Here is a 17,746-nt window from a genome sequence, read left to right as displayed (position 1 = left end):
TCGGCGTTAAAACTGAATAGGCTTGATAAATACGCCCACTGAACTTACTGCCAATTCCAAGTTCAATACCGATTTCAAAGACAGTCCAATGCTAATTTCAATGCCAAGTATAAGGACGAGATCAACATATTGAGTTTAAACCAAGCTTAAGCCAGCCACTCTTTATGTAATTTTTCAGTATCGCCCAGATATTCCAGCACCCAAGCGAGCGCGGGCGACATCTTGTCGGCATTCCACGCGAGGCAACAAGGGCTGGTCTGTTTCGGATTTTCTAGCTGTTTCTCAACCAGCGCACCCGCTTTAATAAACACACTTGCTAAGTGCACTGGCATATAACCAACGCCTAAACCTTCGCGGAAACAGTTAATGGCGCGGATCCAATCGGGTACAACGAGGCGGCGTTGATTTTCGAGCAGCCAAGTCATGCGTTTGGGGATTTCCCGCGAGGTATCTTCTAGACAAATCGAGGGGAAAGGGCGCAGTTCATCGTCGCTGAGCGGGCGGTCAATATTGGCCAATGGATGATTTTTGCTAACTAAAAATGCCCACTCAATATCGCCCATGTCTTTATATTGGTACACGCCGCCGACTGGAATTGCGGTTGTGGCACCAATGGCGATATCACTGCGACCCGTGGCGAGCGCTTCCCAAACCCCGTTAAAGACCTCAATGCGAATAATTAATTCAATATCATGGAAATGACGGTAAAAGTCAGCAATCAATACGCTGATCCTATCGGCGCGGACGATATTATCCAGTGCGATGGACAAGGTCGGTTGCCAACCGTTTGCTACGCGCTGCGTGCCACGTTTCATCTCATCCATCTGCGTAAGCAAGGTTCTGGCTTGCTTTACAAAATGCTCACCCGCAGGCGTTAAGGTTACGCTGCGATGATGACGTTCGAAAAGAATGACGCCGAGTTCTTCTTCTATTTGCTTGACCGCGTAGCTCACGGCAGAGGGCACTTTATGCAGCCGATTCGCCGCTGCGGTGAAACTTCCTACACGAGCCACAATATCAATGAGTTCTAGCGCTTGTTCTGAGAGCATAGCTGACGTCCATTCCGATGAAAATAATTGATAGCACAAGTCAAAAATAAACGTTTCCAATAGATTTAACAAGTCATTAGACTGCACGCTTTAGTCAATCCGACCCAAATATATTATGAAAACTTCTAGTAACGCCTTTGTAAACATAAAGTTCTTTATGTTTCTATTCTATTTAGCCATGTTGAGCATGCTCGGTTTTATTGCCACTGACATGTATTTGCCTGCCTTCAAAGCAATTGAAGGCTCATTTAGCAGTACCCCATCACAGGTGGCGATGTCGCTGACCTGTTTCCTTGCGGGTCTTGCCCTAGGCCAACTACTTTACGGCCCCTTAGTCAATAAAATCGGCAAACGTTGGGCACTGATTTTTGGTTTAGTGGTGTTTGCCATTGCCAGCGTGTTTATTGCCAACAGTGATTCTATATTCATGCTCAATACCGCGCGCTTCTTCCAAGCGATTGGCGCCTGTAGTGCAGGGGTTATTTGGCAAGCGATTGTGGTTGAACAATATGATGCCGATAAAGCCCAAGGTATTTTCAGCAACATTATGCCACTGGTTGCATTATCGCCTGCATTAGCACCGATCCTTGGCGCTTACATTCTGAACGAATTAGGCTGGCGTGCAATCTTTATCTCTTTGTGTGTTATCGCTTTTCTACTGATATTGATGACCTTGTATTTTGTGCCAGGCAAGCGTCAGCATACGCACAGTGATCATGCTGCAGTATCTTATGGGCAAATTTTGAAAAACACCCGCTATTTAGGCAACGTCGTGATCTTCGGCGCCTGTTCCGGTGCTTTCTTTGCTTACCTAACTGTATGGCCAATTGTGATGGAGATGCATGGTTATCTGCCAACTGAAATCGGCCTTAGCTTTATCCCGCAAACCATTATGTTTATTGTCGGTGGTTATGCGAGTAAGTTACTGATAAAACGCATTGGTGGGCATCAAACGCTGAATATCTTGTTGTCGATTTTTGCAGCCTGCGTTATTTCGATCATCATGTTCACGCTGATTTTCCCAGCAAGCACGATATTCCCACTGCTTATTTCGTTCTCTATTTTGGCCGCAGCTAATGGTGCAATTTACCCGATAGTCGTGAACAGCGCGCTACAGCAGTTTAGTCAGAATGCCGCTAAGGCCGCAGGATTACAGAACTTCTTGCAGATAAGCATTGCCTTTGGTGCATCTAGCTTAGTCGCTATGTGGGCAAGCCTAGGTGAAGTAGCGATCGGTTGGGGCATCCTATGTTGCGCTATCTTAGTTGTGGTCGGCTATGTGCTGAAGAGCCAACAAGGGTGGGGTGATTTTGCCAAACATTTCACTAAGCCAGATCCCGCACGTGTTGGCATAGTGGCCGATGTGAAGCAAAATCCAGCGGATTGAGTGTAATAGCAACAATCGGCACATAATTGAGAGTTAGTGCTTTACAGTCAATACACTTACTTATATTATGCGCCTCGTTCGGAGGGGTGGCAGAGTGGTTTAATGCACCGGTCTTGAAAACCGGCGTGGGTTTATAGCCCACCTAGGGTTCAAATCCCTACTCCTCCGCCATATTCAGTCAAAAAGCCGCTAAGCAATTAGCGGCTTTTTGCATTTTAGCGATTCTAGCTTTGAGTTTCTGATTCGAAACGCAGTGCCTCCAGCATATTTCACCAACAAGGCCGTCAGCACTGATGGCCTTGCTGTTTTTATCATTTAGCTCTAGATTTGCTCATTCAAGATGATGCACTGACAATCTCAGCCATCATTAAACCTTGGGTAGTTTGTGTTGGATCATGGCCAGCGCAAAGGCGTTCCAGTCTGCATTAGCATAACTACTCACCAGATCCCTCAGGATAGTCGGTTCGCCGACGCTATCCACCTGCTGCGAAATTATCGACAAATTCAGCGCATTACAGTAATCCTGCCGCTCCACCACAAAAAACTGCTTCTTGAAGGGGAGTAACAGTGTGCCTTCAGCTTGTGCATTAAAATCACGCGCGGCTAAATAACCTGTAAACCAATGATTGAGTAGCGTATCGCATTGCTTAGTATGGAATAAGTTTCCCCAATCATCCCCGAGTATGGCTTGACCCGACAGGACTCGCTGGCAATGATGAAAATCGATAAACCCTAGCTCACGTGCAATCACTTGTTGGCAATGCTTAAGCTGGAGTTCTGAGTGTAGGATGCCCAACTTCGCCATTAAGGTCGCGACTCTTTGCTTGGCAGACGGCTCATCCTGCTGACAAGCTTTGAACAGCTTCTTAGCGCGAATTTTAGTTTCATTTAATGCGATGGCGCTTGAGTCTTTCATTTTGGTTAACTTCAATTTGCATTACCTCCACGACTGACTCGATTTGCTTGCGGCACGTGAATGAAAGGCCAAATACTGATGATCAATAAACTCAAGAGACAAGCTAAGATGTCCGCGATTGGAAAGGCCATCCATAACTCAATCAAAGCGTTTGGCATGATCTTAATGTTTAATGCACCTGTGATAAATGAAATATCTGCGAAGGATAGTTGAGGTAACAGAACCAGCAGGGGCAGTAATAAACCATAGATTTTTATCCCAGATAATAGCAATGCAAGCTTAGGGCGGTTTGTGCCTTGATACATAGCAATCGCAATACCTGTGAACCCCGCCAAAGGTAAGGCGATAAACGTCACACTCGAAATCTTAACACAGGCGGCAATGAGTGAGTGATTATCGGTGAAAACACCAAATACCGAGGTAGGAAACCCCATAAATATGATTGTCACCACACTCAGATAACAGCAGGTCAAGACGATTCCCCATTTAGCACACGCTAACACCCGAGAAGATGCCATCGCCCCATAGTTATAGGCACTGATCGTTTGTGCTGCACTGGTGAGAGCCATGAGCGGCAGGGCGATAAAAATATTAAAGCGGCCGATCAAACCATAAGCGCTGATCATGTACGCGACCTCATTCGCCGCTGGCGTATTGGGCACTACATTGGCTAATTGACTGACTAAAATATGATTTACCAATGAGATCACGCAGGCAATCCCAAGATATGACAATAGTATTGGGCTACCCAAGCCAAGAATCGCTTTTATCTCAGTGAGGTTGAGCTTTATCTGCTCTATTCTAAAACAAATAGGCTGGGCAGCTTGCCTATGAAGCGCCTGCTTATTGGCAAAGCGGTTATTGGGGACAAAATAAACGACGGCGATAAATAGGCTCACACATTGGCCCGCCACCGTTGCCCACGCCGCACCACTTACGCCCATCTCCAAAACGGCAATGAAAATGGTTTCTTGAAATAATTTCTTAAAATGCTTCTTTAGAATGTTTGTTTAGCTGAGCGCTTGCGCTTAACTTTTAGGAGTAATGCGAATGATAAACTCATCATTACCCTGAAGTTTAATTTCCGTTTTAGCGGATAAAACCACCCAATCCAACCAGTATTGCCATAGGTCGGCCCAACATGGACTGGCTCATCACCAGCGCAAAACATTCCTTTGCTGAATAATTATCAAAAGAGTCTCGGCAGGTGATGTATTTATCAGTTAGTCGGCATAAATGGATTGAGTTACCCAGTGGCAAAAATAGCCTATTAAAGGGTCTTGTTTATTTTTTAGAGTATATAAATGAATAAAAACAAGAAGCCTGAAACACGAAGCCGTCACGTCGGAAAGCAAACATTTCATTGTTTCAGAGATAGACGCGCTAATGCCGATAACGACACATTATCGGCATCCTTATCCCTTCCATACAAAACTGCGCACAATGTATATTATGTTAAATATGGCTAATGTTTATTATATTTCACCCGTGTGTGTGTTCGTGGCCACTCAGAATGAGATTTCGCGGCAGACTGAGATTTACCTTTATGATGAACATGAATCTAGGCCGCAAGCTAACCTGCTGATATTTTTTGCTGTTTGACTAGCTAGGATTAGCAAATGGATATTCAGATAAAAATTACGGACGGTTTCTTATTCGATTAGATTGAAGTTTTCATCTAAAGTCTGATATCGAAGATGTCACTGAGCTATTGGATTTTCGCGTCTCTACGTGAATGCTTTTAGATTTTGTGTAACCATATGCGAAAGAAATCATGTAAAACGCGCAGTAACAGCTTTAAAGCAGATTTACTTATGCAGAAGCCTTCAAGTTCGAAGATATGATATGACTCTATCGAAGCGGATGTTAAAGCGACCTAAACTCTGGCTAAGTGATACATTTGTCTTACCGGCTATAAATGCACTGATTGATACATGAAATTTTTAGAAATGAACTGAGCGACTGAGTTCCTGTGTATAAATGTGTCAGTACATAATGAGTTCATTGAACGGTTTAATAGTGTTATCTGAGTCTCCAAGAATGCCGATAAATGACGTTATCGGCATTAGCGTAAAACTGTATTTTTCTTGAATAATAGCTTATGCACATAGTAACAAACTGTATTCATCTGATTGAATCATGATGGACAACAAAAACTGTGTATGTCGAAGATACACGGCCCTAACTTGTTGCGAATTGCGAAGCTAGTAAATCTCAGCGCATGGCCCACTTTATACTCTTTAAACCCCAAGAATTTCATACTCAATAAAACATTGATGAGCTATATCTTGGTACGCCTTCCCTCATTAGTTGCTAAAATTGGACTAAGTCTTAATTGCATAGTTCAAATAAAATCGAGTCATGACTACGTTACTACTATCTCCCTTATCCGCCCTCGCCCATCAATCTTTGTAAAGGTTTGTTCTAAGTATAACAATCCATTGCTTGAAGTTATCAATACCACCTAAATAACTGAAATTATGCAACTTAAGTTTTGAAAATGAAGTTTAGAGGCTTGTATGTCGCGTCGCTACGTGAATTCTTTAGCGTGTTGGCTGGCATAGCCCTCAATTATTTACGTAGCAGCGCGTTCTTTTTGACTGGTATCAATATTGCCAATCTTCATAGGCCAATGGCAGACTATTGAGTAAATTACGATGCTCTCGCCAATTTGGCATTTGCTTGTCCATGATGGCGCGAAATCTTTCGTTATGATGACGTTCAAGTAAATGAGTCAGTTCATGAACCAAAATGTATTCAAGGCATTCTGGCGGTTTTTTGGCTAACTCTAGGTTTAACCAAATGCGTTTTGCCTGAATATTACAGCTGCCCCATTTGGTTTTCATTTTCTTAATGCCGATGTAGTTTGCTTCTACACCTAAACGCTCTTGCCATATCTCGAGTAGATGCAAAATCCTTTGTTGCATTTCCAATCGATAAAATCCGTTAAGGAGTTTCAAGCGATTTTCTGTTGAAGTATCCGTTGATACCGCAATGACTAACTTCGACACGCCTTTAAGACTCACAAGGTGTCTGCCAGTCGTCTCAACCATACTTAAGCGGTATCTTTGTCCCCATAGGTAATGGCTCTCACCGTTAACCATTTCGCGACTTGATTGCCTAGGTTGGGTAACAAAATCCCTTTGTTGCTTTTTAATCCAGGCTAACTTGCCTATAACAGCTAAACGTATCGCTTGCTCTGACGTATGAATAGGAGCTGACACTCTTACTCTTCCATCCGGAGGTAATACGCTCAAATGTAAGTTTTTAATATTCTTGCGATTAACCACTATTTCTATGCCGCGCACTTCGATTGAAAAAGTCTCATCTAAAGGATGTGTTGACGGCATTAATGGTATTCCTTCTGTGCTTTAATAAGCTCCATTATTGCAGCCACATCAATGCCATAACTGGCAGTTTCTTCACGGATTGCATTAGCAATTTCACGTTCCTTAAATCGATCACCTAGCCAATCCGCTCTCTTAGTAAAGCGAACTGCAGTATCTATTTTGGTGGTTAATACTTCATCATTACCAAAGTTATCGAAAATAGCTTGTTTAGCTGCGGTATCAATAGAATCCGGATAGCTAGATTGACTCGCGCCAACAGGATTAACCACTTTTTTGGCCAGTTCACGGATTTTTTCTAAATACTCTTGATAATTCAGTGCTTTTTCTCGGCGCTGTTTTATTAGCTCTTCGAGCAATGTCGACATCTGGTCAAAATATTTAGGGTTAACTGGATTTTCATCCACTATGGTTTTACGGACGTTATTCTCAATGGCTTCCGCCATAGCATCTTCATTATCGCGCAATCCTTTTGGGAGTTGATCCATGCCCTCCCCGTTGTTATTGATCACTAAATCGATTAGCCCGAAGTCTTCAAAATCCATTAACACTTCGCTGTCATCTGCTCGAATATACATATCGAGCAAGTGACGCATTGCCGGTTCAAAGCGCTTCATTTCGAGTAAATCACCGCTGGCAAGCTTCACTTCATCGCGCACTTTCTCATAGAACACGACTTCAGCTTTGATCTGGATAGATTCTTCTGTGGTGTAACCCGCTTGCTCCATTTCATTGGCTAAATTGGCGTAAGCGCGGAGCAGCTTAGCGACCGCAGTATAGAGTGTCAGGCGCAGTGTTTCTTGTTCGCTTCTAGTGTCCGCATCATAGCTAACACCAGATTTGCCACAAAAATAATGAATAAAATCTTGAGTATGACGAGGCGTTTCAACGGGTTCGCAAATCGCCCGTACAGTCTCCAGTGCATTATCGAGATCTTCCCTCGCCTGCACTAATCTGTCCTTCAATAAACCAGCAACATCTTCAACATCATAAGCGTCAAACGCTTCGGCGGTGTAGTCTTTTAATGCTTTGTCTAATGACCTAAATAAATCTTTATAGTCAATGATATAACCATATTCTTTATCCTCACCATCGAGTCGATTCACCCGACAAATTGCTTGGAATAAGTTATGATCGGCCATCGACTTATCAATGTATAAATATGTCGCAGAAGGCGCATCGAAACCCGTCAGTAGCTTATCAACCACAATCAATAAACGCATTTGACCAGGTTCGTCGATAAAACGCTTTTTAACCTCTTTTTCAAACTCTTCGACTCTTTTAGCCGCTTCATCTTCTGATTGTTCGAAGTAACTCGCCAGCATTTTTCGGTATACATCGTACTTAAACAGTTTTTCTGTTAACCCTTCTCCCGACTCCTCACCCTTAATTGAACCGGCAACAGGCTGATAGCTGGTGACAATCGCGCACTTGTCATGTAAGTCAGTTTTACTAAACAGATCATAGACAACACAGGCTTGATGCACGCTAGCACACACCAACATGGCATTGCCTCGGCCGTCCATCAATCGTGGTTTAAGTTCCATATCCATTAAGATATCGCTAACGATTTTTTCGAGCCGTGATTTACTGGAGAGCACTTTTTGCATCGTGCCCCATTTTTGTTTTAGCTGCATTTTCGCTAGGTGAGACAATCCCTTGGTTTTAGCCTCAAACCACTGATCAATTTTTTTCTCTGATGTTAAATGCTGATCGATATCTCTGGCTTCGTAGCGTAAATCCAGCACCACACCATCAAGTACAGCTTCATTAAACTTGTAGGTATGAATGTAAGGGCCGAAGATTTCAAAGGATTTTTTCTTATCCTTTTTCATTAATGGCGTGCCCGTAAAACCGATAAACATGGCTTCAGGCCACTCTTTACCACTAAGCAGAGATTTCATTGCCGTATGCAACTTGCCAGACTGAGTACGATGACACTCGTCAACAAAAACAAACAAGTTGCCTTTAACGCTAAAGTCTTTTGGCAAGTTACGGGTCATTGCTGCAATAAAATCGTCGGTTGCATCGTCATCGCCTCCCACTCCAGCATTGTCATCTAGCGCTTCGCCATTGCGGCCAAATTTATGTACCAATGAGCATAATAACCAAGGATTGGGCTTATTTAGGCTGGCGACTAAATCACTGCCACTTTTAGTACGGTAAATAAATTCATCAACACCGATAAAGACTTTTTCAATCTGCTCGTCGAGTTCGGTTCTGTCTGTAATGATCAACACCCGAGAATCGGCGACATTTTCACGGATCCACTTAGCCAACCACACCATGGTCAAGCTCTTGCCTGAACCTTGGGTGTGCCAAATGATTCCACCATGGCGTGACTTAATGTGTTTTCTGGCGGCTTGAATACCAAAGTATTGATTATGACGGCAGGTCTTTTTTACCCCAGAATCAAATACAATAAAGTCGTGGATCAGTTGTAAAAACCGCGATTTATTACAAAGCTGGCCTAAGTGCGAATCCAGTAAAGTGCTCGCATTTTCTGTTTTATCCACACTCGTGATAATGGCAGGATCTTTCCATTCCACATTTTCTTTCCACTCAAGATAGTATTTCTCGGTGGTTTCAATCGTGCCGTAGCGCACACCTTGGGTATCATTGCCTGCCATGACAAGTTGCATGGTCGTAAAAAAATTGCGGATAAAGTCTTTCTTTTGATTATCGAGATTCTGGCGTATCCCTTCACTCACAGAAACAGACGAGCGCTTTAGCTCAATCACCCCAAGGGCAATACCATTGACATACAGTACCAGATCGGGACGTTTTGTTTTGGGCGATAGCTGATCCCCCTTCACTGTCACTTCTTCAGCAATAGCAAAATCATTCGCTTCAGGGTGTTGCCAATCAATCAGCCAAACCGTTTGATTTTGCTCACCTGCGCCCTCTTTCTCTTTCACGCCATAACGTAATAAGCGATACACCTCTTTATTGGCATCATAGAGTTTTTTGCCTTCACCCAACGCAGTTGCAATATCCAGTTTACGTAATGCACGATTGATCAGTAGCTCTGATATGCCGCGATCGGCCAGCCAATTGGCTAATATATGGCTTTCAACATTACGGTTAGCTTGTCTATCCTTCCAATCACCTAAATAGCGATAGCCCAATTCATTTTGAAAGAATTTGACCACACGGTTTTGGGTGGCACGTTCCTTTTGGCCGACATTACTCATTCAACAACTCCGTTGTTTTGTCATTCACCTTTTTAATATAAAGATTAAAGTCGCTAATCATTTTTTGATGATGGTGCCTGATTTCATCTTTTTTCCACTGTTTATTTGAATATATATCTTCAAGCTTAAGCGACACACCTTTACCTTTATGTCTTTCTTCGAATTTAGCTTTTTTGATAGTAAAACCATCATCGGTCATTTCAGAGTTAATACTTCCAGTGACTAAGGCTAAGTTCCCAAAAGTGTGAAGTAAATTAGCAGGTATTGCATCTTGCGGAATTCTAGGATTTTGCGGCGTGACATGCTCAACCGAGTTTTTAGCTGTCATTCTAAAATTATCGACAAGATTACTTTTTTTAGCTTTGAGTTTGAGATACTGGACGTATTCAAGTTTGTAAAACCAATAATGCGGATATTGAGTCCCATTATCGTAGGGTTGGTTAAGGCTTTTAGCCGCGTTTAACACTTTCTCTTTATGCCAGCAATTCACTAAATAACGATGAGTACGTTCAATCAAAGGGGCGTCAGCCACACTACATAGCAAATGATTATCAAGATGCTGCAAATAGTAAAGTGCATTTTTCTCATTGTTTTTTAACAAAAAATTAAGTAATGGTGTTAACCAATATTGAGTTGTCATTTGCTGTGAGTGATACAGCATACTCTGTAAAAGTGCAAAATCTGGATCTGCATCGGTGGAATAACGTTGTAAATATTCGGTTTTTTTCTTTGTATTCCGATTGACGTATATTCTACGAATAGCATGTTGTTTGTCTTCTTCAACTAGTACCCATTTTATGATGTGCTTATCAAATTGATAGCGTACTTCCCAAACCAGTTCGAAAAATTGCTTCACTTGCTCACTGTTAGGTTGAAATTTAAGCCAGTGTAATTTGAATATTTGCAATAGATCTTTATCAGAAACTTTGTTGATGTCTTTATGTTCGAACTTGCCACTTTGCTGTAAATATATCCGCAATGTATGTTGTAAAAGCATTGAAAAAGTAATGATGCTTGATACCCTGTCGGGTAAACCATCATCAACTTCGTCTTCAGGTTCAGAGTCATTCGAGGTGAAACTATTTTTGTTCTTTAAAATGGCTTCCAAACTCATAGGCTTGGTTTCAATATGCTGCTTGTTTTGCTTTAAGCTCTCAATGACATATTTGGCTTTACTGAGTTGTTCGCGTTGATAAACGTATGATTCGATTTTACTTTCGTATAAAGAAAGGGTATTAACTTGGGTGGCTGCGCGTAAATGGCGCTCAATGTAACCGTTCATGTCTGAGCATGCATCCCACAACTGTGCATAAGCTTCACGTTCTTTTGAGTCTATGCTTTCAAGTAGCTTAGCTTTTAGAATTTCATGATGCTGTAACTGCACTCCACGATTATTAATCACTTCAAATAATTTATTTAAATCTGTCTCTTTAGGGACTTTTGTTAATATCATCTGAACTTTCGTGAGAATAAAATCAGTTAAAGTAACTTTATCTACCTTGACTTCAGCATTGTCAAAATAAGACTTGATATATTGAAGCGCATCTTCTAACTGTTTAGCTTGCGGTAAGGATACTTTACACAACTTTTCAAAAAATTCAGTGACTTGAGGGCGAATGGCAAAGTTTATCCGTGGGCGAACACCTTGCTCAGTTTGCACTTGTCGATACTCAGTAAGATGCTCACCCAGTACCACGCTTATCAGCCATAAGGTGGTAAAACGTTGCTGTCCGTCAATGAGATCATAGAGTTTACTTGTGTCAGTCGTATTCTGTGATGTCCTTTCTATAACTAAGGTGCCGCCTAGATAAAACTCATTTTTATCTTCTTGCCAGGCAGTTACAATATCATCCAACAAGCTGTGAATTTGTTCTTTTCCCCAGACGTACAGTCTCTGATAAATGGGGATATTAAAGAAATACTCATTTTTAATTACGTCTTCTAAAGTAATTAAATCTGACTCGAATTTAGACATGACAAGCTCCCTGCTGTACACCGAGTTTCTCTACACTCACTTGACTGAGTTTATGTGTAATCGTGTTTTCAATATGTTGGTTTGTCTTATCTCTCAAATCTCGAACATTAAAATAACCTGCAACAGCAGACGCATAACGCTCTTGGACTAAGCGGTTATTCTTAATTTGTACTTGCCATCCATCATTGCTTGCATACGCATTGCTCACATCACTTTGCCGTAAAAAACGGATCACATCATCGTTGTCGTAGGCGTAGGCAAGCACATCGAGTAGATTCTGTTTTGCATCCCGTAGAAATTTAAGTGGCGTTTCACGGCGGATGTCGGCCTGTGTTAATCGAATTGCGCCCAAACGATGATCTAACCAAATAGCAAATCGTAACAATCCCTCGCTGCCTAACCTGTCGAAATATGTCAAAACCGCTAAGCGGAATAGACTCTGTAAATAAGCAGATAAGGTTGAAACAACGTCATTATAAAAACCTTGTAGTGCTAACAATTCAGGGCTATCAGATGGCTGATGAAATAACACATTGAGCATTGAGGCATATTTTTCAGCATAGAGAAAAAAACCTACACCTTGGCTAATGGGCTGGCGCAAAGCAAAAGGTAAATAAGCCGCTTGTTGGCCAATATGTTGTTTTGCTGGCGTTAACGAATAGTCATTGGTGGTAGTTAATGTAAGGCTTTTCCCCCATTGGTTTGTTCCTGCACAGTACAGCGCCACTTCTCCAATAATGGCTTTTTTGCTGTGCTCACCGAAATGCTTAAGCATTTCATCTTTACTTTCTAGCTCTTCTACTTGATTGCCAGTCCAATTACGGCCACGCCACAAATAATAATGAAATAATTCAGGAGCAAAATCATTATGCTGGCTAGTTTTGCCTAACTCGCCTTGGAGTTGAACTTGCTCCCAACGTCTCGCACAATGGCTTTGCAATTGCTCGACCAATTTAAGATTACCGTCTTGAATGGCACGTAAATGGTAAGCTTTGAGTAAATCTGTGCTGCCAAGCGGCACACCACGATTATTCTGAGTATCAAAAAAGGTAAAGGCTAAGTCTTCTCGCTGCACAGCAATGACAGTGAAGCGTAATTGCTTAAACACCTTAGTAAATGCATCCTTATCAATTTTCTGCTCTTTGAACCATGCTTGCATAGTGCATTTTGCTTGCTGGATATTGACCAAAGATCGAGACGAGCGAAATTCAAACTGTATATGCGCTGGTAACTTACCGTATAACAACCAATACAAAACCGACAAGCTAGTTAAGCGCTGTTGGCCATCAATAACGAAATGCTTGTTTTGCTTAACACCAACTTTCTGGTGCAGCAGCAAAGTGCCCATGTAATATTGTTTAGCGCCATTATTTGTGTGGATGAATTCCGCAAAATCATTCAACAACTGAATGATCTTATCTTCGCCCCACACATAAGCACGTTGGTAGCTATCTAACGCTAATGGACTTTTTACGTTTGCTAATTGACTAAAACTCACCAATTTTACCGTCACATCCTGTGGTACTAATTCCTTTTTACTCATTACACACTGACCTCAGATATTGTGTCTTTGTCAAACGGCAAGCGGGTTTTACCCGTGAGCAGTTCTTGCATCATGCCTTGTTTGATTTGGCGGGTTTTGCTTAAGCGTTGCTCGAGGGTTTTGATTTCGTTATCCATATCCGAGAGAATAGTGGCGATCGCGGTTTGCTCTTTTATATTAGGAACTGGAATAAGTAATGGAATAATATGCTTATTATTGATTTGAGGTATGGATGTCGTATCTGCAACTTTATCTAATCCTCGATAGGTCAACATATTATAGAGATAGAGGCTAACTAGACTATCCCCACAAGTTAGTGTCATTAAGTTCGTATCCATAAAACTGTCGTTTTTTAACACTCTTATTTTGTTTAGGAGTATTGAAGCGCCTCTTTTGGGAAAAATTATACTATTGGCTTTAACTACTTTTTTTGTGTCAATACGGTATTCTGTATCTTCTGCGTATACCAAGCCATTATTCAATTGCTCAACTTTAAAATATGGTACACCATCAGGTTTAAATTGAAACTTTGACGGGCTTTCTCCACTTTGAATGGTAACCAACTCTCCTAAAGCTTTTATATCCCAATCTTCTGGGATTTCGCCTAGTTCGCTGGTTTTGGTGCCTTTACGTCGGCTATTCATGCCTACGCTCTCTTGAGAAGCTAGATAGCCGTCGTCGCAGGCTCCGACGTTAACATTCGTTGCTGATGCATTATTGCGCTTACCTTCGACTGCGCCATCTGTACTGTTAATATCAGAATAATAGCCAAACTGCGGTAAGCGGGTTTTGCCGGTGAGCAGTTGCTGCATGGTGGCGGTTTTTATCGCTTGTTTTTTGGCGATAAGTTTTTCTAACTCACTCAGCAAGGCATCAATATCAGACAAAGCATTAGCTATTGCGGTTTGTTCTTTTAATGAAGGTCGAAGAACCTTTATATTTAAACAAGCTTGTTTGTTGAGCTTAGGTTGGGCTGTACCTGAGTTAAGCAACGAATAATCTAAACTTTCAAGATATGAAGTTAAAAAATCGATATGAAAATTGGATTTAGGTATCATGACATGGGCATGATTGTTTACCCAAATTTTCCCATTTGCCCTGAATGCAAGAGGTAAATTACGGCTAAGTATGTTCTCACCATCTTCCCCTAATAATATAAACTCACCATCAAAGATATAGTCATTAACATAGTCAACAATCCCCGATGCACCATAATATGGATATTGTCCCTTTATCCTTGCTCTGTCGCCGGATTTTACTGGTCGCCTTTGGCCATCTAAAAAATTAGCGGCGTCATCTAATGTAATGACATCCCAATTTTCTGGAATCACCCCTATATCAGTCTGTTTATACCCTTCTGGTATCACTTGGTTTATTGCTTGACTCATAGTGTCCACTCCAAACCCATGGCTTTGAGGTGGCCCGCGACTTTATCGCTTAAAGCTTCAACCGATTTTGTTAAGGTGGGCAGCGGCGTGCTGTAACGCTCCTCCAGCTCTTTGACGCGGTTGGCCATTTGCTGAGTGACACGCTCAATCTCTGCAATGATGTTGGCTTGCAATGTGGCGAGCCATTTGTCGTTGACGATCAGGGTTTTAATTTCGTCAATGCTCAAATGTGGGTATTGCTTAAATACCGCTAAATCCAAGATTTCTTGGGCTTCTTTTACGGCTTTTTTGGCGTTGGCATCAGAGGTAAACAACTTGGTCGCTTGCTTAAGGGCGGCAATTTCCGCTTTATCGGTGGCGACTTTAAGGCGCGCCGCGACGCTGACTTTGGTTATTTTGTCTTTGTCGTTTAACGCATCGGCGAGCAAGCCTTCTTCGCTCCCTGTTCCAGAAGGGGCATTTTCCTCTAGATAAGTTTCGAGGGCTTGAGTGGCTTCGTCTTGTTTGACTTGAAGGGCATCAAGCTTGGTTTGCTCCGCGGCAAAGTAACGCGCCACGATTAAGCATGGTGGGATCAGCTCGGCTTTGTATTTTTTCTTGTTAATGATTAAATCGGGTGTTTCTTTAAGCTTTTCACCTTTGGCTGCGACTAACTCACGCAGGGTTTTACCCGCTTGCCAGTCATCTTGCGCTAATACGTAGACGTCATCTTGCAGTGTGTCGCTCCAGTAATCCATGAGGATCTGGTAGATGTCGTACTTGCTCAGCAGTTCACTGTTGGCGTAGGCGGCTAATAGGCTTTCTGATATGTCGTGGATTAACTCTTTAGGGCTGTCGCCTAGACTCATTTCGGTTAACGCAGCTTGTTTCACCCAGGCTTTAAAGGGGAATAAGCTGCGGCTGGCAAAGTCTTTAAACTCGCTATGGGCCAAAATACTGGCTTTCACTTTGCTGGCGTCTATCATGCAGTGGCTGTAGCCATCACGCGCTGGCAGCTCTGGGTTACGACCAAATAAGGTCGCTCGAATACTAGGGAATACCTGCCAGTAATGCGCCAGGGCATCGATATCGCGATTAGGAATACCGCCTTGCAAGTGGGCGCTTAAATCGTGTAAATCTTCTGGCTCTGATGAGTCGATATAACGCGGTATGTTGAGGTTGTAATCGTTTTTGGCAATTTCATCAATCGTGACTAAACGGCTAAAACGCTCTAGCTCAAGCCCTTTATTAAACACATCGACAATTTTATGAATGTCTTGGCTGCGCAGGCGGTTTTTATTGCCGTCTTTGATGAAGCCTTTGCTGGCGTCAATCATAAAGATGGAACGGCCGGTGATGTGAGTTTGATTGTTTTTCACGTCATTGCCGTGCCCTTCAATCAGCGGCCTTTCACCCTGCAGGGCTTCACCAAAGTGAACTGCAGCTTTTTGGGCGTGCTCTTTGTCAATCACGATAATACAGGCGGGGATCCCCGTGCCGTAGAACAGGTTGGCAGGTAAACCAATAATGCCTTTGATGTAACCTTGCTTAATAAGATTTTGACGAATATTGGCTTCGGCGTTGCCTCTAAACAGTACGCCGTGGGGCAGAATGACTGCGCCCTTACCTGTGCTTTTTAAACTGGTAATGATGTGCAGTAAGAAAGTGTAATCACCGTTCTTTTCGGGCGGAGTTCCCCAAGTAAATCGATCATAGGGATCGTTTAGTGGGTTTAAGCCACTCGTCCAGTTTTTGTTAGAAAATGGCGGGTTAGCCACGGCAAAGTCAAAGGTTTTTAGTTTATTGGCGCCGTCTTTCCACTGCGGATCGGCAAGGGTGTTGCCTTTCCAGATTTTAGCTGTGGCATTGTTGTGCAAAATCATGTTCATGCGAGCAAGTGCACTGGTGGCGTTGTCCATCTCTTGGCCGAAAATAGACAAGCCGCGTGGTGCTTCGTTACTGGCTTTTAACAGCAAAGAACCCGAACCACAGGTGGGGTCGTAAACAGTGGCATCTTGTGGGGTATTGTTTTGAATACCAACCACTTTAGCCAGAATTTGCGAGACTTCTGACGGGGTATAGAATTGGCCTTTGGATTTGCCCGATTCGGTGGCGAAGTGGCGCATTAAATACTCATAGGCATCCCCTAATAAGTCGTCACCATCGGCACGGTTACCGGTTAAATCTAATCCTTGGAAAATCCCGACTAACTTAGTCAGGCGATCAACCATTTCCTTGCCTTTGCCGAGCTTGTCTTCATCGTTAAAGTCGGCAACATCGATAACGCCTTTAAGATCGTTTTCTTCCGCTAAGCTACCAATGATTTTATTGAGTTTATCGCCGATTTCTTTATCGTTTTTGGCGGCAATCATGTCGTCAAAGCTGGCACCTTTGGGCACGACTATCATGCCGTACGGATCGCCTTTATATTTGTCGGAAACGTATTTCATAAACAAGAGTGTGAGAACGTAATCCTTGTATTGGCTGGCGTCCATACCACCACGCAGTTCGTCACAGCTGGCCCAAAGGGAGGAATAGAGTTCGTTCTTTTTAATGGCCATGTGGCGTCCTATCTTGCAAGTTATTTTGACGATGAAGTTGCAGCGAGTAATAGCGTTATACCTTGAGCCGCGTTCTGTAGCACCTAGCTTGAACAACGCTGAGGAAAGCCATTCGTTGAAAATGAGTTTTGTGAAAAACGTCGAATGGTTTGCTGAGTAAAAAATGCCCACAGCGGTATACAGTGTTGATGCCTTTTTCAGCGTTTTTCGCTAAATGTTAAGCTTCATACAAACATCAACCTTTTCAAATACAAAAGTACAAAAATGTCGGCTTGTAAGATACCAGCCAAGTTGCTTTAAAACCAGAAAAATGGCCGTATTTTAAGTGAGAATGTGATGAGGAGGATATGAAACTAATCCTTACTTAAAGCGGCTAATGACATTTAGCCGCTTAATACATAGAAGTG

General features: G+C 42.5%; 10 protein-coding genes and 1 tRNA gene. 2 read left to right on the top strand and 9 right to left on the bottom strand.

The annotated features are described in order from the left end of the window. Window positions 1-146: 146 nt before the first annotated feature. On the bottom strand, window positions 147-1,049 hold the full coding sequence (gene punR, locus Q4Q54_RS03825) for a DNA-binding transcriptional activator PunR (RefSeq protein WP_011846842.1): 903 nt from the start codon (window positions 1,047-1,049) through the stop codon (window positions 147-149). Between the two features lie 115 nt (window positions 1,050-1,164). Here punR and punC point away from each other — a divergent pair, with 115 nt between their 5' ends. Further along, window positions 1,165-2,436, top strand: coding sequence for a purine nucleoside transporter PunC (gene punC, locus Q4Q54_RS03820; RefSeq protein WP_311987749.1), 1,272 nt, complete (start codon window positions 1,165-1,167; stop codon window positions 2,434-2,436). Between the two features lie 80 nt (window positions 2,437-2,516). Then, window positions 2,517-2,607 (top strand) — tRNA-Ser (locus tag Q4Q54_RS03815). 196 nt (window positions 2,608-2,803) lie between these two features. On the opposite strand, the gene Q4Q54_RS03810 is transcribed toward Q4Q54_RS03815, so the two are convergent. The 8 genes from Q4Q54_RS03810 to Q4Q54_RS03775 all read right to left on the bottom strand — a co-directional run bounded on the left by Q4Q54_RS03810 (window position 2,804) and on the right by Q4Q54_RS03775 (window position 17,339). Further along, a complete protein-coding gene (locus Q4Q54_RS03810; protein ID WP_311987748.1) occupies window positions 2,804-3,367 on the bottom strand; it encodes a hypothetical protein in 564 nt (187 codons plus the stop codon). After that, window positions 3,364-4,296, bottom strand: coding sequence for an MATE family efflux transporter (locus Q4Q54_RS03805; protein WP_311899134.1), 933 nt, complete (start codon window positions 4,294-4,296; stop codon window positions 3,364-3,366). Before Q4Q54_RS03805 ends, Q4Q54_RS03810 begins: the two co-directional genes overlap by 4 nt. A 1,662-nt stretch (window positions 4,297-5,958) precedes the next feature. Next, entirely contained in the window at window positions 5,959-6,702 is a 744-nt protein-coding gene (locus tag Q4Q54_RS03800; RefSeq protein WP_259520423.1) for a M48 family metallopeptidase, read from the bottom strand. Beyond that, window positions 6,702-9,893 (bottom strand): HsdR family type I site-specific deoxyribonuclease, encoded by a 3,192-nt coding sequence (locus Q4Q54_RS03795; protein ID WP_311987747.1) that lies wholly within the window; start codon window positions 9,891-9,893, stop codon window positions 6,702-6,704. The genes Q4Q54_RS03800 and Q4Q54_RS03795 overlap by 1 nt, the downstream gene beginning before the upstream one ends. Further along, window positions 9,886-11,868 carry a DUF262 domain-containing HNH endonuclease family protein gene (locus Q4Q54_RS03790; RefSeq protein WP_311987746.1) on the bottom strand — a complete coding sequence of 661 codons (1,983 nt, stop codon included), beginning with the start codon at window positions 11,866-11,868 and terminating at the stop codon, window positions 9,886-9,888. The genes Q4Q54_RS03795 and Q4Q54_RS03790 overlap by 8 nt, the downstream gene beginning before the upstream one ends. After that, entirely contained in the window at window positions 11,861-13,411 is a 1,551-nt protein-coding gene (locus Q4Q54_RS03785; RefSeq protein ID WP_311987745.1) for a DUF262 domain-containing protein, read from the bottom strand. Before Q4Q54_RS03785 ends, Q4Q54_RS03790 begins: the two co-directional genes overlap by 8 nt. Beyond that, on the bottom strand, window positions 13,411-14,799 hold the full coding sequence (locus tag Q4Q54_RS03780) for a restriction endonuclease subunit S (protein WP_311987744.1): 1,389 nt from the start codon (window positions 14,797-14,799) through the stop codon (window positions 13,411-13,413). Before Q4Q54_RS03780 ends, Q4Q54_RS03785 begins: the two co-directional genes overlap by 1 nt. Beyond that, entirely contained in the window at window positions 14,796-17,339 is a 2,544-nt protein-coding gene (locus tag Q4Q54_RS03775; RefSeq protein ID WP_311987743.1) for an N-6 DNA methylase, read from the bottom strand. Before Q4Q54_RS03775 ends, Q4Q54_RS03780 begins: the two co-directional genes overlap by 4 nt. Window positions 17,340-17,746 lie beyond the last annotated feature (407 nt).

The organism is Shewanella sp. SP2S2-4 (assembly GCF_031932025.1).
Classification (GTDB): Bacteria; Pseudomonadota; Gammaproteobacteria; order Enterobacterales; family Shewanellaceae; genus Shewanella; species Shewanella baltica.
This window is presented reverse-complemented; position numbering and strand designations above follow the sequence as displayed.